At 59.9% G+C, this 23,304-nt stretch carries 25 protein-coding genes; 5 read left to right on the top strand and 20 right to left on the bottom strand.

Annotated elements, in window-relative coordinates:
- Positions 1-8 precede the first annotated feature (8 nt).
- Positions 9-431 (bottom strand): MarR family winged helix-turn-helix transcriptional regulator, encoded by a 423-nt coding sequence (locus tag M516_RS0116585; protein ID WP_176703240.1) that lies wholly within the window; start codon positions 429-431, stop codon positions 9-11.
- Positions 432-820: 389 nt separating this feature from the next.
- On the opposite strand from M516_RS0116585, the gene lepB reads away from it, so the two are divergent.
- A complete protein-coding gene (lepB, locus tag M516_RS0116580) occupies positions 821-1,381 on the top strand; it encodes a signal peptidase I (RefSeq protein WP_029100113.1) in 561 nt (186 codons plus the stop codon).
- Between the two features lie 146 nt (positions 1,382-1,527).
- Complete coding sequence (locus M516_RS23700; protein WP_051188257.1) at positions 1,528-1,863, top strand: hypothetical protein; 336 nt, start codon at positions 1,528-1,530, stop codon at positions 1,861-1,863.
- A 171-nt stretch (positions 1,864-2,034) separates the two neighbouring features.
- Here the strand turns inward: M516_RS23700 and M516_RS24400 are convergent, their stop codons facing one another.
- From M516_RS24400 to M516_RS0116535, 8 genes are all read right to left on the bottom strand, one after another.
- Positions 2,035-3,021: a hypothetical protein gene (locus M516_RS24400; RefSeq protein ID WP_029100112.1), complete on the bottom strand. Its 987-nt coding sequence runs from the start codon at positions 3,019-3,021 to the stop codon at positions 2,035-2,037.
- Positions 3,012-3,596, bottom strand: a complete 585-nt coding sequence (locus M516_RS0116565; protein ID WP_238550989.1) for an RNA polymerase sigma factor — start codon at positions 3,594-3,596, stop codon at positions 3,012-3,014. The genes M516_RS24400 and M516_RS0116565 overlap by 10 nt, the downstream gene beginning before the upstream one ends.
- Positions 3,597-3,765: 169 nt before the next feature.
- Positions 3,766-4,824: a M15 family metallopeptidase gene (locus tag M516_RS26010; RefSeq protein WP_029100110.1), complete on the bottom strand. Its 1,059-nt coding sequence runs from the start codon at positions 4,822-4,824 to the stop codon at positions 3,766-3,768.
- A gap of 251 nt (positions 4,825-5,075) precedes the next feature.
- Entirely contained in the window at positions 5,076-5,258 is a 183-nt protein-coding gene (locus M516_RS0116555) for a hypothetical protein (protein ID WP_029100109.1), read from the bottom strand.
- A 152-nt stretch (positions 5,259-5,410) separates the two neighbouring features.
- Positions 5,411-7,441: a gamma-glutamyltransferase gene (gene ggt, locus M516_RS0116550; protein WP_029100108.1), complete on the bottom strand. Its 2,031-nt coding sequence runs from the start codon at positions 7,439-7,441 to the stop codon at positions 5,411-5,413.
- Between the two features lie 204 nt (positions 7,442-7,645).
- Positions 7,646-8,725: a phosphodiester glycosidase family protein gene (locus M516_RS0116545; RefSeq protein ID WP_035289948.1), complete on the bottom strand. Its 1,080-nt coding sequence runs from the start codon at positions 8,723-8,725 to the stop codon at positions 7,646-7,648.
- Positions 8,706-9,221 (bottom strand): coiled-coil domain-containing protein, encoded by a 516-nt coding sequence (locus M516_RS0116540; RefSeq protein WP_029100106.1) that lies wholly within the window; start codon positions 9,219-9,221, stop codon positions 8,706-8,708. The genes M516_RS0116545 and M516_RS0116540 overlap by 20 nt, the downstream gene beginning before the upstream one ends.
- Positions 9,222-9,326: 105 nt before the next feature.
- The gene (locus M516_RS0116535) at positions 9,327-10,148 is read right to left on the bottom strand and encodes an RDD family protein (RefSeq protein ID WP_029100105.1); all 822 of its coding nucleotides are present in this window, start codon (positions 10,146-10,148) and stop codon (positions 9,327-9,329) included.
- A gap of 79 nt (positions 10,149-10,227) precedes the next feature.
- Between M516_RS0116535 and M516_RS0116530 the strand changes: the two genes are divergently transcribed.
- Positions 10,228-11,208, top strand: coding sequence for a stage II sporulation protein M (locus M516_RS0116530; protein ID WP_029100104.1), 981 nt, complete (start codon positions 10,228-10,230; stop codon positions 11,206-11,208).
- Here M516_RS0116530 and M516_RS0116525 read toward each other — a convergent pair.
- Genes M516_RS0116525 through M516_RS0116505 form a run of 5 tightly spaced genes read right to left on the bottom strand, consistent with a single transcriptional unit; the run spans position 11,175 to position 16,164 of the window.
- On the bottom strand, positions 11,175-12,545 hold the full coding sequence (locus tag M516_RS0116525) for a DUF58 domain-containing protein (protein WP_029100103.1): 1,371 nt from the start codon (positions 12,543-12,545) through the stop codon (positions 11,175-11,177). The two genes, M516_RS0116530 and M516_RS0116525, sit on opposite strands and share 34 nt — an antisense overlap.
- A complete protein-coding gene (locus tag M516_RS0116520; RefSeq protein ID WP_029100102.1) occupies positions 12,496-13,416 on the bottom strand; it encodes an AAA family ATPase in 921 nt (306 codons plus the stop codon). Before M516_RS0116520 ends, M516_RS0116525 begins: the two co-directional genes overlap by 50 nt.
- A 7-nt stretch (positions 13,417-13,423) precedes the next feature.
- Complete coding sequence (locus M516_RS0116515) at positions 13,424-14,557, bottom strand: DUF4350 domain-containing protein (RefSeq protein WP_029100101.1); 1,134 nt, start codon at positions 14,555-14,557, stop codon at positions 13,424-13,426.
- Complete coding sequence (locus M516_RS0116510) at positions 14,541-15,176, bottom strand: DUF4129 domain-containing protein (protein WP_029100100.1); 636 nt, start codon at positions 15,174-15,176, stop codon at positions 14,541-14,543. Before M516_RS0116510 ends, M516_RS0116515 begins: the two co-directional genes overlap by 17 nt.
- Positions 15,169-16,164, bottom strand: coding sequence for a DUF7847 domain-containing protein (locus M516_RS0116505; protein ID WP_029100099.1), 996 nt, complete (start codon positions 16,162-16,164; stop codon positions 15,169-15,171). The genes M516_RS0116510 and M516_RS0116505 overlap by 8 nt, the downstream gene beginning before the upstream one ends.
- Positions 16,165-16,757: 593 nt before the next feature.
- Here M516_RS0116505 and M516_RS24395 point away from each other — a divergent pair.
- Positions 16,758-17,150 (top strand): hypothetical protein, encoded by a 393-nt coding sequence (locus M516_RS24395; RefSeq protein WP_152523414.1) that lies wholly within the window; start codon positions 16,758-16,760, stop codon positions 17,148-17,150.
- A gap of 12 nt (positions 17,151-17,162) precedes the next feature.
- Here M516_RS24395 and M516_RS0116495 read toward each other — a convergent pair whose 3' ends face one another.
- From M516_RS0116495 to M516_RS26175, 6 genes are all read right to left on the bottom strand, one after another.
- Positions 17,163-17,516, bottom strand: coding sequence for a hypothetical protein (locus M516_RS0116495; RefSeq protein WP_029100097.1), 354 nt, complete (start codon positions 17,514-17,516; stop codon positions 17,163-17,165).
- A 74-nt stretch (positions 17,517-17,590) separates the two neighbouring features.
- Positions 17,591-18,730, bottom strand: coding sequence for a glycosyltransferase family 4 protein (locus M516_RS0116490; RefSeq protein ID WP_029100096.1), 1,140 nt, complete (start codon positions 18,728-18,730; stop codon positions 17,591-17,593).
- Positions 18,731-18,832: 102 nt separating this feature from the next.
- On the bottom strand, positions 18,833-20,629 hold the full coding sequence (locus M516_RS0116485) for a CotS family spore coat protein (protein WP_029100095.1): 1,797 nt from the start codon (positions 20,627-20,629) through the stop codon (positions 18,833-18,835).
- A 198-nt stretch (positions 20,630-20,827) separates the two neighbouring features.
- Positions 20,828-21,376 carry a hypothetical protein gene (locus M516_RS25690; RefSeq protein WP_051188255.1) on the bottom strand — a complete coding sequence of 183 codons (549 nt, stop codon included), beginning with the start codon at positions 21,374-21,376 and terminating at the stop codon, positions 20,828-20,830.
- 209 nt (positions 21,377-21,585) lie between these two features.
- Positions 21,586-22,530 carry an NAD-dependent epimerase/dehydratase family protein gene (locus M516_RS0116475; RefSeq protein ID WP_029100094.1) on the bottom strand — a complete coding sequence of 315 codons (945 nt, stop codon included), beginning with the start codon at positions 22,528-22,530 and terminating at the stop codon, positions 21,586-21,588.
- Positions 22,531-22,696: 166 nt separating this feature from the next.
- On the bottom strand, positions 22,697-22,828 hold the full coding sequence (locus M516_RS26175; protein ID WP_271139618.1) for a hypothetical protein: 132 nt from the start codon (positions 22,826-22,828) through the stop codon (positions 22,697-22,699).
- Between the two features lie 108 nt (positions 22,829-22,936).
- On the opposite strand from M516_RS26175, the gene M516_RS0116465 reads away from it, so the two are divergent.
- Complete coding sequence (locus M516_RS0116465) at positions 22,937-23,134, top strand: hypothetical protein (protein WP_029100093.1); 198 nt, start codon at positions 22,937-22,939, stop codon at positions 23,132-23,134.
- Positions 23,135-23,304: the final 170 nt, after the last annotated feature.

Genomic DNA, 23,304 nt, shown 5'->3' with positions numbered 1-23,304 from the left:
TATGTAGGTTACTGCAAGCCTTGCTTCACTTTTCGGAGATAGAGTGTAAACTGTTCCAGCTCGCTGTCGGTCAGGTTTTCCATCAGTTTGGCGATGAGTTCCCTCCGTCTGGACAACAACCGCTCCATCAGCGGAACCGCCTTGTCCGAGAGCGTCACCCAGACGACCCGCCGGTCCTGTTCATCACGGACCCGATTGACATAGCCCGCCTTGACCAGCCGATTCAGTGCGATGGTGGTGGCGCTGTTCGACTGCTTCAAGAGAGCAGCCAAATCGGACACCGTGCTGCGCTCTCTGTCGTAGAGCACCCGCAGCAAGATGAACTGCTTGGGACTGACTACCTCTTCTTCCAACAGCCAATGGCTGATAAAGAAGCGAGCCAATTCAACAAACACCTGATCCAGTTCCTCGATTTTACCGGCGCGGGACATTTCGCTCACATCATCACCCTTTTTCAAAGATACATACTTTTACTATAAAACTATATCGGCTGTCAACAGGTTGCGCAAGCATTTCTCGAGCCGGCCTTTGAAAAAGGGGATGTGAGTAGGACAATACGTTTACTATTTAATATTTTTACTGTAAAACTTTTTGCATCGTCATCTTACCGCAAAATGGGAAACATTGCAAGGGGCCAGTTTCGTGACAAATTCGTGACGGACGAATGGCCGTACCCCGTCTGTTTTCCACCCATTTCCATGAAATTGCTTCCGTATCTGTCCGTATCGTATGTATAATAAAAGATACGGCGGCGCGCCCCTGTTCTCGTTTTTGAATCGGCGGCCGCCCCGACAAACCTTGATACATAGGAGATTGGCATATGGAACATACGCAGAGCACGGCAAAATGGAAAACGGAATTGGCAGACTGGTTGAAATCGTTCGTCTTGATTGGCGGCTTGACCGCCTTTATCTATGTGTTCGTCATGGCCCCTTACGTCGTTCAGGGGCGCTCCATGGAGAGCACCCTGCACGACCGCGAACGGGTGATTGTCAACAAGGCGATCTATTACCTGCAGCAGCCCAAAAGAGGGGAAATCGTGATCATCCATCCCGACGCGAGCGGGGAAAACTGGATCAAGCGGGTCGTCGCCGTCGCGGGCGATACCGTAGAGGCGAAAGGCGATCAGTTGTACGTCAACGGCCAGCCCGTCAACGAGGAATACCTCACCGCCAACAAATTGAAAGCGGCCGCGAACGGCGTCACACTGACCGAAGACTTTGGCCCGATCACCGTACCGCCTGGCCACGTCTTCGTCATGGGCGACAACCGGAACAACAGCATGGACAGCCGAGTCATCGGCCCCGTCAGCCTGGATCACGTGGTCGGCCGGGCGGAACTGGTCTACTGGCCGTTGGGCAGCATCCGCCTGCCCAAGTGATCGCTGCCGGGACGCTTGGTTTCTGCACAGGAAAGACAAGCGTGACGGTTCCGGTGCACCTGACGATTTGACTGATAACCGCTCGAATTTTGCGCATGATAAGAGGGTAATCGCATGCAATCCCACAATCAGGAGGTCGTTTTTTCGTGCATACGATCACCCATGCCCAACAAGAGCTGGCTCAGTGCAGGCAGTCCATTCAGCAGTTGATCCAACAGACGATGCAGGCGAGCGCCACCTACCGGCAGCTTCTGCAGCAGGAACAGCAAAACGCCGCCACGCTGCAGCAGTTGGCCGCGCGCGAGCAGCAGGCGGTCCAGATGATTCAGCAGGCGCTGAACGGTCATGACACGGCGATTCGCCAGATGCAGCACGTGATCACGCTGTGCGATCAGATGGAGCGGGAGCTGCAGCAGTCTGCCGCGCAGCAGGTTCCCTTGCAGCAGCTATCCCCCCTGCCGACCTATCAGACCCGTCACTGATCCGGCCGCATTCACGGTGCGGCGGACACCGGCCGTCGGGAACAGCACACAGCTCTCCGCGTTTCCTGTCCGGATCACGCGGAGAGCTGTTTCCCGTTTTGGAGCAGGTGCCGTAAGCCGTACGTATACCCGATTACCGCCGGACAGCGGCGGCGAGGGAACGGGGAATCGTCAGTCGTTGGCGTTCCGAATGGGTTTCCCCTGCTTGCTGTTGTGTGCCGTGAGCACCCACTCGCCCCGCTCTTCCTCCCACGCGTAACGGTACAGGTGATTGACCGCATCGGACGACTTGTAGACGATCAGCGCTTCCTGGCCATCGTGTTTCAGAAACAGGCCGGGGATGATGTCGCCCTTTTCCAATTGGGTAATCACATCCCGCCAAGCCGTGTTCAACCCTTTCCGCGCTTCTTCCGGCAGGTCAATTTTGTGCCGCCCCTGTTTGAATCCTCGGTCGAATTCATACTGCCCCGGATCGATGCCGAAACTCTCAAACACATCCTGGTACACGTCGTGGAGGAAAAACATGTTTTTGAACGAAGCCAGGAATCCGCTCTTGTTCGTCAGCAGCAACAGCTTATCATGCGCGTACACATAGGTGGGGCCCGATGCTTTCATCGGAGTAAAGCCCGGCTTTAGCTCGGCGCCGGTGAAGGTAAAGGTAATGCGGCCCGGCACGGAAAAATCCTCGTCGATCTCCACCTTCTCCGCTTGCCCCGGATTGGGGAAAAACACGACGTCCAGCTTCCCTTGGTCGGTGGTCAGCCGGACGGCTTGGTCCGTAGCCGCAAAAACGTCAGCAAATGGCGACGGCTCGATTTGTCTGAGCTCCAGGTCGGTATACGCCTGCAGGAGATGGATGAATTCCGCCGCAAACGGGAACTGCTCCCCAACGGGCGGTTCAACCGGCTCCGCGACAGGAACGCGGCCTCCTCCCGCATCGCGCTGCCAGTCCGTGACAACAGGCGTCAGGAGGAACACGCCCGCCCCGCAGGCCGTTACCACGGCCGCGATGGGGACTGCGGCACGCCGGAACCTCCCCTGTTTTTGTCCGATCCTTTCGCGGATGTTCCGTTCCATCCGCTCCATGTCCGCCCTGGCCGGTTGAAAAGCCGCCCGCTTCGCCGCTGCCAGCTCGCGCAGCCTTTTGTCTAGATCCATCGCTCCTCCTCCTTGCGCATCAATGCTTTCACCTTTTCCCGCGCCCTGTGCAGGCGGGTGTAGACTGCTCCGGGTGTAATACCCAGGATTTCGGCGATCGTTTCCGCTCGCAGTTCTTCGTAGTAGTGGAGAATGAGTACCTGTTTGTGCCGAAACGGCAGCCTGTCGATCAGCCGTGACAACGCGGCCCGTTCGTCCTTCTGCACGACCTCCGTCTCGATGTCGGCGCATGCTTCACGGTTTGCCTGGGTGACGGAAAACCGTTTGCGAAACAACCCGGAGCGCAGGTACCGTTTGGACTCATTGACCGCAATCCGATAGAGCCAGGTCTCGATCCGGCTGTTTCCCCGAAACGCAGACAGATGCTTGTACGCCTTGAGGAAAACCTCCTGGGTGATGTCCTCCGCAGCCGTCCGGTCCTTGACCAACCAGCAGCACAGCCGGTACACCCGGGCCATCTGCGTCTGCATCAGTTGTTCAAACGCGGCATCCCTGGTCTGGTTCAGCACGGCACCGCCCGTCCACAGATGGTTCTGCTCCAGCGTTCTCCCCCCTTTCTCTTTATTTAGATACAAGCGGCCGTTTTTTCTTACAGAATGAAAAAAAACCGCCGGGACTCCTCGTTCCTGGCGGTTTCACTCCGGCGGCCGCACGGGCCGACGGCGAAAGAAGCGGCTGTCCGCCGTCCCCGGTCGTGTCCCCGGCGCGGAAAGCCGCTTCGTTTATCTGTCGGTATGCGGAAGGCTATTGTGCCTGCACCGGACCGGCGTCCTTGAAATACTCCTCCAGCGTCATGCCTTTGGACATAATCTCCTGGGCCACCGCTTTTCCGACGTAGCGCAGATGCCACGGTTCGTAGGCGTAGCCGGTGATCTCTTCTTTCCCTTTCAGGTAGCGGATGATGAACCCGAATTCGGCGCAGTGTTCCGCCAGCCATTTGCCCTCCCGCGTGTAGGCAAACGGCTCTTCCAGCAAGGTGCTGCGATCGGAGCCGGCTACGTCGATGGCGAGGCCGGTCTGGTGTTCGCTTTTCCCCGGCAGGGCGCTGTAGCGGGCCGCGTGCTCCGCTCCCTGGGTTTTCACGTAGCCTTCGTACAGGACCTTTTGCGTGTGGTACGAGCGGTAACCGGAGACGCCGTACAACTGGATGCCGTCCTGGTTCGCCTTGGCGAACAGTTCCTCCAGGGCACGGGCCGCTTCTTCCCGCAGCAGGCGCTTCTCCGCCTTGCCGGAAAACGTGAACGGCACGTTGGGTTCGACCAGACGGGGCGGCACGTAATCGGCCGGCAGGGCCCGTTCCTTGTTGACCACCACGACCAGATCGTCCGGATTGGTAACGGTCGGGACGCCGTTCACCATGGTCACGGTCGAAGCGAGCGACGGTTTGACGGTGATCGTCGCGGTTTTGCGTTCGCCCTGATACTCCACGGTAACGGTCGCTGTGGAACCGGTCGCCGCCCGGGAAGATACGGCGAGCTCCCCGTTGGGTCCGACTGTCACGACATCGGGCGCGGAAGAGCGGTACGTGACGCCATCCCCGTACGGCAGCGTCTGTTTGGCCCCCGGTGCCAGCACCAGGCTGGCCGGAACGGCGGCCAGGCTGATCGACGAGGATGACGGAGCGGCGGTCCCATCCGTCGATGGTTCCTCCGTCTTCGGCTGCACGTCTGCCGGAGCGGCCGGCTGCGGCTGGGCGCTTGCCCCCGGAAGCCATTGGCCGAGCTGCGGCGCTTCACATCCTCCCAAAAGCGCGGCGGAGAGTACGGCTGCAACTGCTAGACCGGCTGGTTGTCGTTTTCTCATGAGATGTACCTCCTGGTTCCTTGCACACACATGCGTCTTGTTCTACCTTACCATGTCGCATGACGTAATCATAGCTTCAAATGTCACGCTTTTTGCCGGGTTCGCTCCCTCGTCTGGACAAAAACAGGAAGCAGCCTTCCGACGATTCGAACGATTCCCCCCTATTATACACCCACGCCGAACCAACACAACGAACCGTTCCCTTTCTGGAAACGATTTGCCGGTTTCGCTGCCGACCGGCGTCTTGTGCTCTAGGGCGCGTTCGGGAAATCTTTTCGTTCCTGCTCCATCAACGTTTCCCCGTAGCTCTGCTGCAGGGAAGAAGCGGCCGGGTCGGCACGCCCTGATCGCCGCTTGGAAACAAACCGGTCACACAGCCATCCGACCGCCAACAGTCCTCCGCAGACAAGAAGCACAAACCCCCAGAGCGGCATCTTACTCTCCTCCTTTGCCCGAAACTTCGCCCATATGGATGAATGGTCGTATTCCTGTTTACGCGCGAAACGTCGTACCGTTTCTTCCCAAACGTGCATATCCGCCAAAAGGCCCTGCCGTTTTCAGCAGGGCCCCGAGGTGAACTGTCCGATTATGGTTTCTTGAGGAGGACGGCTGCTTCTTTCGCGTCCCAGCTTACCGTGTAGCCGAGCGCTTCCGCCACCGGTTTCACGGGCAAAAACGCTTTGCCTTCCAGCGTGACGACGTCCTGCTGGAACCGGGAGGGATTGCCGCCCAGTCCGATCAGGAGTTTTTTCGCCTCGACGTACGCGGTACCGTTGACCAACGCTTTCTGCTCCGCCGTGTACGGGTAGATGTGGCCGTTCACTTTCAGCACGAACGGTCCTGGCTTCGCCGGGGGGAGCGGCTCCGGTTCCGCCGACGTATACGCCACCGCGTCCACGCCAAGCACGGTTCCTTCCCGCGTGTTGTCGGCTCCCCCGTACATTTTGCCGGTCTCAAAGTCGTAGATGATCGCCTGCACGTTTCCGATGTGTTCCGGCTGTTCGTTGAACACGTGCCCCTTGGCCATCAGTTGGAGGATGACGTCCTGGTCGATGCCCGCCTCCCAGGTGACGTTGGGATAGCCACTGGTAAAGATGCGCGGCGCCAGGATGGCGTCCTGGATCTCCATGCCGTGCTCGATCACGTTCAAAATGGTCTGCGACACGGAGGCGATAATCGTGGAGCCGCCGGGCGATCCCACTGCCATGAACGGCTTGCCGTCCTTCAGCACGATGGTCGGGCTCATGCTGGAGCGCGGACGCTTGCCCGGCTCCACCTGGTTGGCTCCACCCGGCACGGCGTCAAAGTCGGTCAGCTCGTTGTTCAGCATGAAACCGTATCCCGGGACCATGATGCCGCTGCCGAAGACATCTTCGATCGTCGTCGTGTAGGAGACGAGATTGCCCCATTTGTCCATCACGGCAAAGTGGGTCGTCTGCTTGACGGGATGGGTGTCGGTCAGCTTCAGGGCCGGCACCGGCTTCTTGTCTGTTTCGTACTTCCAGGGATCGCCGGCTGCAATCTCAGGGTTGGCCGCGTCCGGTCGGATCAATTTGCGCCGCTCCTGTATGTAGTCGTCGTGGATCAGGCCCTGTTTCGGCACGGGGTAGAAGTCTTCGTCCGCCATGTACGCGGCCCGGTCCGCGTAAGCCAGACGGTTGGCTTCGATCAGATTGTGCAGGTATTCCACCGAGCCGAACCCCGCCTTTTTGTTGTCAAAGCCCTCCATCAGCTTGAGGATCTGGATCACCGTCAGTCCGCCGGAACTGGGAGGGGACATGGAGACCACCTCGTAGCCGCGGAACATGGCCCGCACCGGCTCGCGTTCCTTGACCTCGTACCGCTGCAAATCGTCCATGGTCATGGAACCGCCGGTCCGCTGTACTTCGCGCACGAGTGCCTGGCCGATTTCTCCCTTGTAAAAGGCGTCCGTCCCCTTTTCCTTGATCAGCCGGAAGGTCTTCGCCAAGTCGGGCTGGATGAGCAGGTCGCCTTTTTTCAGGGGCGTACCGCCTGGCACAAACACCTCTCCGGCCGTCTTGTGCTTCTGCAGTTTGTCCGCTGCGTCGGCGATGGTTTGGGCGGTCACCCAGTTTACCTCCACGCCCTTCTCGGCCAGTTCGATCGCCGGCTCGATCACCTCGGCGAGCGACATCGTGCCGTATGATTTCAGCGCCTTGTCCACGCCGAGCAGCGTGCCGGGCACCCCGACCGCCTTGCCGTTGGTGTGCCGCTCGGCAAACGGGATCGGCTCGCCGCGTTCATCCAGAAACATCCTGGCGTCCACTCCCTGGGGAGCCGCTTCCCGGCTGTCAATGACCGTGATTTTGTTCTGATCCTTGAGGTAAATCATCATGAACCCGCCGCCGCCGATTCCCGACATGTACGGCTCCGCCACGTTGAGGGCAAATTGAATTGCCGCCGCGGCGTCCACCGCATTGCCGCCTTTTTGCAGAATGTTCCGGCCCACCTGTGCCGCCGCCGGATGGGCGACAGCCACGATGCCCTGCGTCGCGCCGTCCGCACCCTCGGGAACTCCCGGCACGGCCGCCTGCACCGGCGCGGCCAGCGACACCAGCGCCGCCATGGACGCGATCAGCACTTTTGCCTTTTTCATCCAATCCCTCCTCGACCTTCCATCATCTATAAAATTTATTATATTTCTGAATATTTGACTTGGTCAACGTGAGAAAGGCGCGAGTGCGTCTGGGAAAAAAGAACCGGACCCAACGAAAAAAGCCACCCGCATGACGAGTGACTTTTTTCGGAGCGATGATCGATCCGGCCGGCCGTTCCCGGCAGCCGCCGCCGCGCCGTCTTGCTACGGCATGATCACCAGATTGCTGACCACCGGACGCTCTCTGCCGTCGGAGGGCCGGTTCAGAATCCTGCCTTTGTAGTAGAAGGCGCTGGAACCGCCGCCGTCTAGATTGTAGGCGTCCACCACGTGAAACTCCTGCAGTTTGCGCTGCGCTTCTTCCAGCGTGACGCCGCTGCTCCACCCCTTGCGCCGCCCGTCGATGACGATCAGCAAGAGGTCGCCGTTGTCAAAGTGGCCGATCAGCGTCCGCGGCTGCCGGGCATTGGCCCATTCGCGCGGGATCGGCATGCGCTTGCCGTCCTTGAGGAGCGTCGGCAGGAAGCTGGCCCCCTGCAGAATGCCCTGCTGGGCGATCTGCTGCTGCGAGGTGATTTTGCCGCCGACCAGCCGCCCTTTGTTGTTGAATCCGACGAAGCTCAGATTGGTATTCGTCGAAAAGGTGCGAATCTTGCCGTCAACGACCGTAATGCCGAGCGGGGTCAGATAACCGTTTTTGTCCTTCATGAAGCCGCCGGCGTTGATCGCCAGCACCGCTCCCGTGCGTTTGCCGGCGCTGCTGGTCGTCTCGCCCTTGCTCCTGACCGCGTCATGCGCCAGCACCATCCGCAGCGCGTTGGGATTTTTCAGCCGCACCTTGGCCATGTAGCCGCGGTATCCCGCTTCTTCCAGGGAGTACACTTTGACGATGGCGTTGGGCCCAAAGCTCTGCCCGACCGGATTGCCCAGCATGCTGGACAAAATCGTGTCCAGCACGTCGGCCGATTTTTGCGTCTGCGATTTGCTGGCCTCCAGCAGGTTGTTGATCGATTTGTGCTGCTCCTCGTACTCCTGTTTCTCCTTGTCTGCCCGGCTGCGAATCTCCCCGATGATGGATGACGTCTGGCGCAGTTGGACGTTGGCGTCATCGAGCTGCTTCATCAGCGCCGCCACCTGTTTGCCGGTCGCCTCTGCCGGCGGCGTCAACTGCTCCACCGGCAGCTTGTCCACCGGGTTGGCCTGGGAAAACGCCAGCAGAAACCCCACCGCCGGTGCCAGGAGAAACGCAAAGAAGCGATGAATCTTACCAGGCACGGGCCGCATCCTCCAGTTTTTTCAGCGACGCCTTCAACTCGACCAACTGCTTGTTGAGCTGATCGATCCGATCCTGCAGGGCCTGTTTGGTCTTGTTGGTGCCGCCGATGGTTTCGCCTGTCAATTGCAGATCTTCCTGGAGATTCGCCAGTCCGTTCTGCACCTGTTTCATTTCGTCCTGGACGAGCGCCAGTTGTTCTTCCAACTGCCTCATCTGCTGCTCGTTCTGGGCCTGCACCTCCTGAATGCGCTGGTTCACGAACTGCTGCTGCTTGTCCAGCGTGTGAACGGCAAAAGCGTATCCGGCGCAGGCCAGTCCCCCCCACAGCAGCACGGCCATGACGGCGGGCACAAGCGAGCGTTTTTCGTCCGTCCGGGGAGCGATCGCCCGCACCAGACTGGCGAACAGGCCGTTCCGTCTGCGCTTTCCCCCCTGCCTCCCCTGTTCCGGGAGGCGCAGCGTGGTCGATGGAGTCGATGACGCGGAAACGTACTTGTCGCTCACCGGCTCTCCCTCCTCTCGTGCGACATGAGTTGACATTTTATTATAGCATAATCACAGCATGCGACACCTCTTTGCAGAAAGATCGGAACGCTCCGATCCTTCCGATTACGGTCCGATCTTCCACTCATGCTGAAGCTGATCGTGCAGCTTCAACAAAAATCCGACCGGATGAGCCTCCGCCGTCTGCCGGTCGGGCCAATCCAGCCTGTCGCACAGCCGTCGCGTGATCTCCAGGGCCAGTTCAATCCGCCTGTCGTCCGCCAGAGTCATCAGGCGGCCGACAAACGCGGAGAGAAGCTGCCAGTCTTCCCGGGTGATCGCCTGTTTGTGCCGCTCGCTCAACACAAAGGACGGCGCATCCGCCATCCAGCGCGCAAGCTTCCGCCCCTTTCGTCCGCGGATAAGCCGCATCCCCTCGTTTTCCAACACGACAATCGTCCCCGCCACCATGTCGCCGATCCGTTTGTCCCGGGGATGAAAAAACACGACCAACCCGCCGAGAAAGTAGCCGGTCGGCAGACTGTCAATGACGCGGAACAGGTTGCGGATCACGGCGGACAAAAACGTCAGCGACTGGCCGTTTTCCTGGATGACGCGGATGCCCATCAACCGCTTTCCCAGCGTCTGCCCGCCGCGAAAGTACTCCATCAGTAAAAAATAGCCGAAATTCAGCAAAAACAGACCAATCAGCAGGATGGCCAAGGCGTAGCTTTTCTCATCCTGGAAAAATCCATCTCCGCTGCCAAATGCGACTATGCCAAACAGCACAAATACAGTAAGATTAACCAAGAGAAGGAGCGCCATGTCAATCAACTGGGCCGCCGCCCTGCTGCCCAGCCCGGCCGTTTGAAAGCGGAGCTGGACGTGCTCGGGCGTGACGATGGCGGCTTCCCTGTATGGGCGGTCGATGCTTCTCTGTTCGCTCATGGGTGAAACGTTCTCCCTTCCCCGAAAAGTGACTACCTTTTTATCCTGAAAACAGACCTTGCGAAACGGAGGGTTCCTCGTGAATGTGACGTCGTTTTGGCACACCCACAAATCCACCTGGGCCGAGCTGGACCGGCTGCTGGATCGCTTTCACAACCGGCCGCGGGAGATCGGAGCGGCCGACATCGACCGGCTGACACTCCTGTACAAAAAAACCTCCGCCCATCTGGCCTACATCCGCACCTATCACCCGCACGACGAAGTGACCCGCTATTTGAACCGACTGGTGGCCCGCGCCCACAACGTCGCGTACAAGCAGCAGTCGACCAGCGGCGGACAGCTCTCCCGCTTTTTCTGGGTCCACCTGCTGGAGCTGATCCGCAAACGCCTCCCGTTCATCGGCTGGGCGGCCGTCCTGTTTCTGATCGGCGGCGTTTCCGGGTTCGCCGCCGTCATGGCCGATCCGCTGAATCTCTACTTTGTCCTGCCGGAAGGGATGGCCGAACAGATCGATCCCGGCCGGCTCGGCCAGGGACACGAATCGATCGACAGTCCGATGATCTCCACGCTGATCATGATCAACAACATCAAGGTAGCGATCCTCGCCTTCATCAGCGGCGTGACGCTCGGCCTGGTTCCGCTCTATCTGCTGCTGTTCAACGGGCTGTTGATCGGAGCGCTGGCCGCCGTCTACTGGCAGGCGAACGCCAGCTACGCGTTCTGGGCCTACATCCTGCCGCACGGCGTGATCGAGCTGACGGCCATCTTCATCGCCGGCGGGGCCGGTCTGCACATGGGCTACCGCCTGCTCGTGCCCGGACCGTACCACCGCAAATACCAGTTCCTGCAGGCGGCCAAGGAATCGGCCCAACTGCTGCTCGGGACGCTGCCGCTGTTTGTCGTCGCCGGAATCATCGAAGGGTACATCACGCCCTCCGCGCTCTCCCTCGAGGCGAAATACGCGGTGGCGATCCTCACCCTCATCGCCATTGCCGGCTGGTACGCATACGGGCTAAAGCGGCAGCGTCACAGCGCTTCTCTCGCCTTGATCTCCAAGTAGCGGTTCACTACCGCCAGCGTTAGCTGATCGGCCGGGACGTCCAGCACCTGGATGCCCACGCCGATCATGTTTTGTTGGAACGCTTTTCGGTCGAGCTGGAAGCGCAGGGCCAGCGCCTTGATATAGGCCAGGCGGCTGCTGGTCGTCTCCGCCTGGTTCCAGGCGTGCAGGAGCGGGTCGGCGAGGGAGAGCAAAAGCAGCAGGTGACTGCGCCGAATCCGCCAGAGGTACGCGGCCAACTGGTCTTCCAGCAGGTAGTTTTCCATGTCGGAAAACAGCACCATCAGGCTGCGCCGCTTCTGCTGCCGGTGCAGGTACTCCAGCGCCTGCAGCGGATTGGATTCGACGAAGTCGCTCTCCAGGTCAAAGACCGCTTCCAGCAGGGTGTGCAGGTGGGCAAGCCCCCTGCCTGGCGGGACGTACACCTTGATTTCATGAGAAAAGGCGAGCAGCGCCACCTGGTCCCCCTGTCTCAGGGCGACGGCGGCCAGCGTCAGCGCCGCTTCCAACGACAAGTCCAGCTTCGTCCGGCCGTCCAGTTCCACGCCCATCATCCGGCCGCAGTCCAGGAGAATCGTCACCACTTTCCCCTGTTCGGGGCGGTACTGGTTGGTCATCAGGCGGCGCGTCCGCGCGGAGGCCGACCAGTTGATGTGGCGGGGATCGTCATCGGGCACGTAGTCGCGGATCGCGTGAAATTCCGAACCCGACCGCGCCCGCCGCATCACTTTCCTGCCGTCGACGATCAGGCTCTCCTGGAGCGAGTTGAGGTACCCGCGCACGGCGGACAGATCGGGATACACCTTGACAGACTGCTCGCAGGACAGTTTGGCCTGCTTTTGCCACAATCCGATGTTCCCCCTGTAGCGCAGATACAGATGGGACCACGTGTACGTCCCCCGCTCCCTGGCGTGGGTCTCGTAGCGGACCGTGATGGTGCCCGGCGGCAGTGCTCCCGCAAGCGGCTCCAGCCGCTCAAACGAAAGCGGGAGGTCGTCGAGCAGTTCGTACCAGACGATTTGGCCGCTCCTGTTCTCCAGGCGGACGCAGACGGACAGCGCCCGGCCGAGATCAATCTGCTCCGGCAGTTCACGCGACGCGGTCAGCTCCCTACGCCTGGGAAGCGTCGCCAGGTCGATTACGCTCGCGATGACGAGCAGCCCGTTCACAATCCAGAACGCGGCATACCCCCAGCCGAGCAGGTACCCCGCCGCCGCCAGCGGGCAGCCGGCCAGCGCCAGGAGAATCAGCCGCCTGGTGGGCAGCACGAAGTCGTCGAGGAAAAACCTAGCGAGGAACCGGAATCGCGGCCAGCGTCTCATCGATGATGTGGTCACTGGTTCCCCCCTCCAATTCCACCTGCGGCGCGAGAATCAGCCTGTGGCGCAGCGCCGGTCGGGCGACCGCCTTGACGTCGTCCGGCGTGACGTACATCCGCTGATCCAAAACGGCCCAGGCCTTGCTCGCCATCAGGACGGCGATGCCGGCCCGCGAACTGGCCCCCAGCAGCAGCCGCTTGGTCTCCCGGGTCTTGCGAATCAGCGTGGCGATGTACTCGAGGATCGAATCTTCCACCACCACGTCGGCCAGCTTCCGCCGCTCGCGAGCGATCTCCTCGACGCTGATGACCGGCTCGCTCGCTGCTGCCGGTTCGGCAAAGAACGGCACGTGCTGCCTGAGAATCTGCGTTTCCTGTTCATGCGACGGGTAGCCGACCTGCAGTTTGAACAGAAACCGGTCCAACTGCGCTTCCGGCAGGACGTACGTACCTTCGTATTCCACCGGGTTTTGCGTGGCGATGACAAAAAACGGATCAGGCAGCGGATAGGTGAGCCCGTGAATCGTCACCTGCCGCTCTTCCATCGCTTCCAGCAGCGCCGCCTGCGTCTTGGGAGGCGTGCGGTTGATCTCGTCAGCCAGAAGCAGGTTGGCAAAGACCGGTCCCTTCACCGTTTCAAACCGGTTTTGCTGCATGTTGAACACGACGTGGCCGATGATGTCGCTCGGCATCATGTCGGGGGTAAACTGAATCCGCTTGTATTCTCCGCCGATCAAGCCGGCCAGGGTGCGGACCATTTTCGTCTTGCCGATCCCGGGCACCCCTTCGAGCAGCACGTGACCGCCGGCGAGCAGCGCCGCTAGCAGCAGCCGGATGTTGTGCCGCTGCCCCAACACGCGTTTCTCCATTTCTTGCAGCAATTGTTCCACGTCACATTCACTCCTTTTCCAAGCGCTCTGTCATGTCATCCAGCATGCGGCTGTCGGCCACCAACTGCTTGAGCGAGCAGCGCCCCGCCGCTTTTGCCGCCTCGATCCGCTCCAGCAGTCCGATGAGCGCGGCCGCCTCCGCTTCGCTCCATCTCGCCCTGGCGGCCGCCGCGATTTCATGGGACGAAGCCCGGGTGTGAAGCCCCCAGCGCTCCTGCATCATCTGCCGCAGGTACGCCTCCCGGATCTTCAAGGCATCCAGGGCCAAGCGGCGCCGTTCGTACCAGCTCGCCACGGCCAGCAGCGTTTCGTCCCCGCGCCGGACCGTCCATTCCCGCAGGGTGTAGACGGGGCCGAAGCGTTTTCCCTTCCGCCACAGCCAAAGCAGGAGCACCACGCCCAGTTGGGCCAGGGCCGCCACCAGCCACCCCGGGTAGACGGCGAGAATGCCCGGCTGCTGCCGATAGCCGTGATGGTATTCATCCAGCCAGGTGACGCTCCAGTCCCCCTGCAGGTGGGGCCAGATCAGTTCGAAGTGGGAATGGTTCATCACCTGCTCGTTCGTCAGCCACTCGGGCACGAGAAACAGCGTGACCGTACCCGCCCCCACCTTCGTCCGTCCGGCGATGATGCCCAGATCGTCGGAAAGGAGCGGCTCCAGGTCCGGCGTGTTGTCCAGCCGCATGTACGCATGCACCAGACCGGTCCGGCCCTGACCGGCGGAAGGGCCGTGGATGGGCCTCTCTTTCGCCTCATCTCCTGCCTCGCCCGCTGCGGAGGCCGACAGGTGGGCCTCCTCCCATCCAGACGGATTGCGTTCAAACACGATCAGGTCGTTGCCGCTCTCCACCCAGCGGAGGATATCCTCCCGTTCGCTGTCCGTCACCTGGCGCGGTTCGACCACAATCAGCGCCTGGCCGCTGCCCGGCGGCAGAAAGCGCCACGGTTGGCGCCACTCCTTGACGCCGTTCCGCTTTTCCCCCAGCAGCGTCGCGATTGCCTTGAGACCAGCCGGCTGAGGCGAAAACGAGACGTACGGCGGATACGACGGGGCGGCCGGTTTGATCAGCAGCCAGCCCAGCGCGAGAAACAGCAGTACGGCGGCGGCGAGAGCCGCACGGTATCTAGTGACGGTCCCCATGTTGTCCCTCCCCGCTCCACTGCCGTTCCAGTTCGCTCACATGCCGCCAAAAGACCGCCTCGTCCACGCTCTTCCTGCCGTACCACACCTGTTCAAAGGCGTGCGCATGACGGCGAAAGAGCGCTTCCAGGTCCGGCTGTCGGTCGCGCAGCTCATCCATATACTCCCAGTTGGTCTTCCACGTTTCCACCCGAATCCACGACCGCTCCTGCAGGTACAAGAGCAGGGACAGAAACATGAGGCGAATGCCTTCCCGCCACTCGCCCCGCTGTCCCAGCTCCTTGGCTTCCCGCAGGCAATCCGCGTGCGTGCGGATGTGTTCCCCCCTCGCCAGCAGCGCGGCTTTTCGCTGTTCCGCCCGCACCATCCGGCGGACCAGCCAGCAGATCAGCACAACCAGGCCGATCAGGGCGGCGGCGATGATTGCGCCGGACAGCGTGCTGGCCGCTCCGGGCGGCACGTCGGCGTGCCGCAGCAGGCGGGCGATGGTCTCCACGATGTGCTCCAGCAGCGAATCCAGCCAGCTTTCCCCCTCCCCGGACTGGACGGCATACTCGTCGGCGGACAAAATCTCCGCCAGCCGTTCCTTGTCGCGGGAGAGTTGATTCGCATCAATCATGGCTGCCATCCAACTCCGCCGCAGCCGAAGTCTCCGCCTGCCTCCTCAGCATCGCTTCCACGTCAGTCCCTTCATAGCGGACCTTCAAATCCAGATAGGCAAGGGCGTAGACGATCATCATCCACGGGATGAGCAGACACGAGACCAGCACCTGGATCAACTGGCTCAGGATGGATACGCCAAAAGCGGCGATCGACAAGGCGGAGATGCCGCCGGAGAAGATGGTATAGATCACCGTCAGCACCAGATACAGCGCCATTAGACGCCAGAAGCTGCCTTTCGTCAATTTCCAGCTCCGGCAGATGCCGATCCCCTCATGATCCAGCAGCACCACCGGCAGGTAAAACCCCCAGCGAAGCAGAAAAAAACCGAGAACAAGCACGATTCCGGCGAGAAACAGCAGGTACCCGCCAATCATCAAAACGATGACGGCGACCGGCGAAAGATCGCTGTCTTCCGCCGCCAGGCCGGCAATGCCGAATCCGAGCACGGATAAGAGAACGATGGCCAGAACAAAGGCCAGCATGATGCCTGCCATGATCAGTCCGAACACAAACGTGCTGCCGGCCAGCGGCCACACCCGGCTCAGCGCCTGCTTTAGCGCCGCTTTCACGTTGACCGGCTCCCCTGTCACCGCCGCCCTGGTCATCAGCAGCGCCGCCGAGAGCATCAGCGGATAGACAAACAGCATCGTCACCGGCACCCAGACGAGCAGGTACAACAGCAGGTGCCCCAGGTTGTCCGTCAGGGTGGCGTCGGACGCCCCCAGGCGGTTTTGCCAGAATTCCCAAAAGGTCGACGATTCGTCATCGCTCGTCACCAGGGGCATGCTGCCGAGATCGGTTATCAATACCTCCTGAATCAGGAGAAACGGTCCAAACAGCAGCATCGTCAATAGAAAAAACGGGACAAAATGATGCCGGTAGACGGAGAAGCTCCGATCCAGCAGGCTTCCCACTCCCATGGGTTCAAGCTGCAAGTGATTCATGCACGAGACCTCCAGCATACGTTTTAGGGATTTCCCGATCATTATACACGATTTTCCTTCCTTTTTAAAAAATTCCTCTGCATTTGGAAAAATGCGTCGAATGATCTCCTTCCGCAGTTCATCCCGCCCCAAGCAGGCAATGCGCCGCTTCTGATGACCGGACTCGGCTTGATCTGCACGGTCCAGACCTTTCTGCTTTTCGCCGCCGCGGCAGTCTCCGCCAGTCTGTTCGGCCATCAGCCGGACGTCCCGCCGTGGGCAGGTACGTCCCTTACGCAAAGCTGCGCGATTTGCCTTCCTCGGAATCCGGCTGGCGATTTCGCACAAGTGGCGGACGGATCGGCCGACATTCGCGAACGCGCATATCCGGTACGGGCCCTGGCCCGTTCGGCAAGGACTGGCTCATTTTTTCGCCTGCTGGATATTTGTCCATTTCCGGCACTTCCGCCGTGCATATCCTACACCATGCACAGATGGAGGTGTCAGCATTGAAATCGGCCAAAGCAGCGAAAAAGAGGGGTGCCCGTACCGCGTCCCGCTCCCGTTCTCGCGCCGCCAGAACAACGCGGCGCAGGAAGAGAAGCGGCAAGACGTTGCGCGTACATGTCCGATCGCCGCGGGTAAACGTCACCACGCCTGTCCCTCAGGTGAACGTCGCGGCGCCCGAGGTTCGTGTGGACGCACCGCCGCCCGCCATCATCCCGCCTCCTGTCGTCAAGGTGAATGTCGACTCTCCGGAGACGGCGGATTGCGTCAGCATGAACAGCCTGCGAAAGGAACTGGAACGATACATGAAGCACAAGCAAACGGTCGAAGTCATCCTGTCCGTCGATTGGGGAGCGCAAAGCCGCCGTTACCGGTTCGGGAACCTGGTTCGCGTGGAAGACGGCATCATCGAGCTGAAGCCCGCTCCCAGCGACGAGACTGCCCCCGGCAGTGTCATCATTCCGCTGAATCGGATTGTGGCCGTCATCCCGACCTCCTGAACGCATGTGAAATCAGACGTGTCTGCCTGACGGCTCGGGCGAATCCCGGATCGATTCGCTGTCGCGCGTACGGTCCGCGCCCGAGCCGAGCAGCGTTTTCCCTCGATCATGCCCCTTGGCGTGTTCGCTTTCCACAGGCGGACAAGCCTGTTCCGCAGGTGCTCCCGGCGCCGCCTGGCCGTGGACCGTGCCTTTTCGCCGTTCCGGCTGACGCGCTGCCCCTCTGCGTTCCTCAAACGGCCCGGTGAGATGCTGATCGCGGGCCCGCTGAAAAAAGAGAACAGGGAGGCGTATCCCGGCACGTGCCAGCCGCGCGAATCGGTTTTGCACCGATAAACGATCCCGCAGCAAACGTGTGCCGGTCATACCCTCCCTGTATACTTTCCAAACGGACGCGCTTTTTGGTTTGCCATCCACAAGGCGGACGATTCAACGGGCAGCTATCCGTTCCAGACTTGCAGCACTTCACTTGCCACCCGGTTCCACGTGAATCGTTCCTCGGCCAAACGCCGGCCGGCATTGCCCATTCTCCGCTGCAGATCGCGGTTGGAGAGCAGCGTGTGCAGCTTCTCGGCAAACGCCTGCGGATTTTCCGGCTGTTCGACCAAAAGGCCGTTGCCGTTGACGATCACCTCCGGATTCCCGCCTCGCTGCGTCGTGACAAACGGCAGTCCGGCGGCCATCGCTTCATAGTGGACGCGGGCGAGCGGTTCCTCCCACTGCGAGGGGCAGACAAAAATATCGCCGGCCCAAAACCAGTGGTGAATCTGTTCGGCCGGCACGTATCCCGTCGTGATGACCGGAACGGGGGAACGCGCCGCCAGAGCGCGGACGTAGGCCACGTAATCGCTCACTTTGTCCACGCTGTACCAGGAACCTCCGACCAGGACGAGCGCAATGTCGGAATGGCGGCGTGACAGTTCGTTCATCGCCCGGACCAGGATGTCGGCACCTTTCTTCGGAGTGAGCCGTCCGACAAACAAGATGACCTGCTTTCCGTTCAGTTTGTACTGCGAGCGGAGCTGGTTGCGAATTTGCTTGGCCGCCTGCGACCGCTCCCAGGGAACGAACAGGTCCAGATTTACACCCGAATAGATGGTGCGTACCTTGGGCGCCGCCTGCGGATACAACCCGCAAATCACCTTGCCCACGTAATTGCTGATGGTGATGATCCGCTCCGTTTCTTCGATCGCCCTGACCGCTACGTCGGGATCAATTTTGGCAGGATCGAACATGTCGTTATGCATGCTTAAAATGATCCGCGCGCGAGGACACGCTTCCCGGATCAACGGCACCAGGCGCGGCCGGTTGAAGACGTGAATGATGTCGTACGAATTGCTGCGGAGAAATTGGATCACTTCTTTCGCGTACAGTTCATAGGCGCCCTGTCCGTTGACGCGCACGTACCGAACATTCCCTTTTGTTTCCTCCTGCGGAAGCGACGGATCCGACGTCCCCAACACCGTCACGTTGTGATGCTTGCCGAGAACATTGACGATACCGGCGATATAGGTTTGAATGGCACCGCCCCGGATTGGCGGTACGGGCAATTTTTCCGTACAGATTAGTAACCCCTTCATCCGAATTCTCCTTTCCCATCACGCCGCTTGGTTCAAGCCGGCGGTCAGTCTGGCTCACTTGTCGCCGTACGGCTTTCGGACGGCAGCTTTGGCCGCCTTGGTTCAAGTCGCCGCTGTTTGGCCGAAGAGGCGTTTTCTGTTTTTGACTGCCTGCTTTTTGTCTTTGTCCGCTCTCCTTGTCAATGCGGATGGTTTCTGTACCTTTCGTTTGCGCTGCACCGTTGAGGCCGCTCGTTTGATCAACTTTTTCAGCTTGATGACGCCGGTTTTGCTTTTCTGCTTCGGTTTGCGCTTCGTCGTCGACCGGGACGTCTGGACCGGTTTGCGCTTCGTCGTCGACCGGGACGTCTGTACCGGTTTGCGCTTCGTCGTTGACCGGGACGTCTCCGGTTTGCGCCGGCTCACGCTTGTCGCCGTTTTCACCGACGGCCGTCTTTTCTGCAGGCGGCTCTCTTCTCGTTTCACCTTGCGGACACGCTTGCGGTAAACGCCCTTGGCGCCTGCGGCTTTGAGTTTTACCCGCGCTTTATCCCGCACGACGGGTGCCTTCGATACGTCGGCGGGGTCTTTCACCTCGGTTTCGGACGGCGAAGCGCCGACCCGTTCCTTTTCCTTCAACACGGCAGCAGGCTCTTCTGCCGTACGCCGTTTCCCTTTCTTCGCCGATTCAGGCTGCGCGTCTGCTTGTGCCGGCTTTTGCAGGACCCATTTGTCCGCATCCGGCACGCTTTCCCTGACCGGCCGGCGCGGTTGGCGCAACGCCGCCAACTGCTCGTAATGTTCCGCTTTGTATTTGGATTTGTCCTTGGCCAGCTCCGCCAGCGCCTGCCACTTGGATTGGTCCGCGGCGACAATCCGCTGCTGGATGGCTTCCACTCCTCCCGTGCTCAAAAACGTCACCGGATCGAAAAACACCTCTTTGAGATGCTTGTAAAACTCGTTGGGGAGAGCCATGTCGATCAGCAGCACGTCGAAGCTTTCCGCACTGAGCGGATTCGCCTCGTGGTAAGCCTCGATCATGCCGCGCATCCAGGTGGTATCCCAGACGCCCATGTCATCCATCGTGCTCGTAATCAGCTTGCGCAGGTCGCGAAAGGGGAGGTCGTACGCGACCCCGTCCAGGTCTATCACCCACAGACCGCCCGGCCCCATCTGCCCGTTGGACCATCCGTAATCCTGGTGAACCAGTCCCCAATACGGTTCGCCCATCGCCACCATGTGCCGGTAGGGAGACTCGTTCAGCTTTTGCAGCGCGTCCCAGGCCTGCCGCTCAAACAGGTCGACAACGGAGAGAATGGACTTGCTGGCAGGAATGTCGTTGTACACTTTGGCGACTTCGCGCAGCCAACCGATCTTTTTGGCCACCTTCTTGTAGTAGTTGGGCCATTTGTGCAGCCGTGACGCGTTCTTTGCCCCTTGCGGAGGGACGTACCCCTTGGAGTAGCGATGAAACTCACCCAGCCCGTAGCACAACTGCTGGGCCCCTGCGAGGTCGATTTTGGTCGCCGGCGTGAGGGGTTCCACCCAGTCGGTGACGATCCAGAGCTTCCCGCCGCTCTCGACAAACAGTTTGCCGTCTTTTGCCGGGATGAGTGCGGGAACCCTGCCCCCCTGTTGGTGAATGTACGCTTGCGCCCCGACACTAAACATGCTCCTCGCCGGAGCGCGGTGCAGCAGCTTCAGGCTGCGCGGCCCCTTGTTGGTCTGGATCCGCCAAATGGCACCGCCCTTGTCAGGTTTCGAGGTGATCAACCTGCGATCGCTGACAGACATGTCGTAGTGAGTCATCACTTTCACCGCCAGCTCGTCGATCTCCGGCGGCACGTGCAAATCCCAATCTACAGGCTTCGGTCCTGTTGCCTCTGGGTTATCCCACGGCTTGATAACATATTGATCCATTGTCTCCCTCCGAAGTACGTTTTGTAAATCGGTGTAAATCTTTTATAAGGTATTCGTTGCGAAGGGATCACGTAACGGACAAATATCTATCCGCACTTGAGAAATCGTGCCAACCGCCCTCTCGTCCGCACCGGAAAAAGAAAAATCGATGCGCCTGCTCGGCGCATCGTCTCGACGCGTTGTGTGCTGATGCTGTTCTTAGTCGTCGTCCTCTTCTTCGTCCTCATCTTCGTCTTCTTCTTCGTCCTCATCTTCGTCTTCTTCTTCGTCCTCGTCTTCCTCGTCCGTTTCTTCGTCTTCACCGGACCCGTCTGCGTCTTCTTCCTCGTCTTCCTCTTCGTTCTCTTCCTCGTCGTCGCCTTCGTCCCCATCCTCGTCTTCTTCTTCGTCCTCGTCTTCCTCGTCCGTTTCTTCGTCTTCATCGGACCCGTCTGCGTCTTCTTCCTCGTCTTCTTCGTCCCCATCTTCGTCGGCTTCTTCCTCGCCGTCTTCTTCTTCGGATCCTGCCTCGTCTTCGTCTTCGTCGTCTTCGTCCTCTTCATCTGCGGCCGCTTGCGAGACGACGTTTTCCGTTTCTTCGTCGTCTTCCTCGTTCAGGTCCTCTTCCAGGACCGGGTCATGGCCGGACGAATAGATCAGTTTCTTCTTGTTGCCGTCCGCGTATTCGATCCCAACCTCCAATTCCTCGATCCCGTTTTCGCCCTTCAGCGTTTCGCTCAGATGCTCCAACCAGGTTTCTTGTGCCATCTGCCTATGACCTCCCACCATCAAGTGTCATGCTTGCATGTTGTCATCGGATTCCCCTTTGACTTGTAACACTATATGAACCTGTCTGCTTGTCGGTCTGAGCAGATGTCCACTCTCCATAGCGGAATTTTGGTTCCTGTCCAAAGGGGGGATCGAGGCGAACGACCGATTCGCTGTGCACCGCCGCCGGTGCTGTTCGCTGCAGTCGTTCAGGGAAGCACGGAACGGATGTCGGCGATCTGCCGGGCCAGGCCGTCTGCCAGGGAAACAACGGGCCGGTACCCCAGCAGCCGCTCCGCTTTTGAGATGTCAGCCCACGTGTGTCTCGGTTCCCCGTGGAGATTTCCCGTGAAACGGAGCGTGGCCTTCTCTCCCGTCAACCGCTCCAGCATGGCGATGACGTCCAGTACGGAGGCCCGTTCCAAACCGCCGATGTTGATCGTCTCGCCGATCACCCCGTTTGCCGTCAGCGCCGCAGCCGTGGCCTCCACACAGTCGGCAACGTACGTAAAATCGCGGGTCTGCCGGCCGTCTCCAAAAACCGTAATCGGTTCGTGGTTCAGCAGGCTGCGGATAAACAAATGGAACGCCATGTCGGACCGCTGGCGCGGGCCGTACACGGTAAAATACCTCAATATCACAATCGGCACCCCGTAACAAAGCCGATACACATTGCACAAATGCTCGCCGGCCAACTTGCTGACACCGTATGGGGAAAGCGGCACGGGCGGAGCGTCTTCCGGGACCTGTCCGGTCTTTTCACCGTAGACGGACGAGGTGGACACGTAGATGAACCGATCCAGCTTGCTCATGCGGGCCGCCTCCAGCAACCGCTGGGTAGCCAGGATATTGTGCGTAACATACAACTGAAAATCGCTGCCCCAACTGGAACGAACACCAGGCATGCCAGCCAGATGATACACCACATCGACTCCTTGCAGCAGGGCGGGGAGGTCGGCCTGGAGCAGGTCTTCCTGGATAAACCGAAAGCGCGGATGGTTGACGAGCGCGGCGATATTTCTCTGTTTGACAGGAGCGAGCGACGGATTGACAAACACATCGAGGCCCACCACTTCCGTTCCCTCCATCTGCAGCAGCCGTTCGCACAGATGGGAACCGACAAAGCCGGCGGCGCCTGTCACCAGTATGTTCATGGTCGCGATACCCCCTTTCTCGGAATGCACAATCGCTTCATAGCCGAAGCCTCCGCTCGTTTTGGCCGACAAGCAGCACGCTGCTGCAAAACGCTTGCTAAATAGTATGCAGACAAAAGACGAACACTTGGACGCATACCGCTTTCCGCGCAAATTTGGCTCTTGTCTACCCGGCCCCGGACAAGCGGATCAGACGCGGCACGGTCAGCGTCGTGGCGCCGGCAAGCGCCTGGCGTCCGCCTTCACGCAAAAAGGAGCCGGCGGTTTTTCCGTCGGCTCTCTCGCTTTGTACCGGCAAGTCGATTGGTCAGCTTGCCGGTCTTCAAATGACACCGGCTTTTTCCTGAAACCATGGCCCGCCTCATTCGTAAGCGTATATAACCAGCAGTCTGAAGGAGTGGTCATGTTGTTCAAAAAACTGATAAACAGCCTGCTCGGCAGCCGTCCCGCTTCCCGTACATACCGGCGGTACAGCAGCAGCGATTACAAGCACGGCGGCTATCACAAGCAGCATGATGGCCGCGGTCATGGACACGGACACGCGTACTACGGAAGCGCCCATTACAAGAAAAAGCATTCCAGCAGCGGCTTTTTCAGCAGTTGACTCATCCGCTCGGCAGCGTTTCCCGTATGGCCCCGCCGCGTTACGCGGGGCTCTTTGTGTTCCCGACCACTCCAAATTGTGGTATCATTAGAAATATTCTTTCGTTGGGTGGGAAATGGATGATCGAATACGTGAAAGACATGAGAAAGATCATCGGAACCAAACCGCTG

It is taken from the genome of Brevibacillus thermoruber 423, assembly GCF_000454065.1.
Classification (GTDB): domain Bacteria; phylum Bacillota; class Bacilli; order Brevibacillales; family Brevibacillaceae; genus Brevibacillus; species Brevibacillus thermoruber.
The sequence above is the reverse complement of the archived record's forward strand: the minus strand, read 5'-3'. Positions and strand labels throughout refer to the sequence as shown.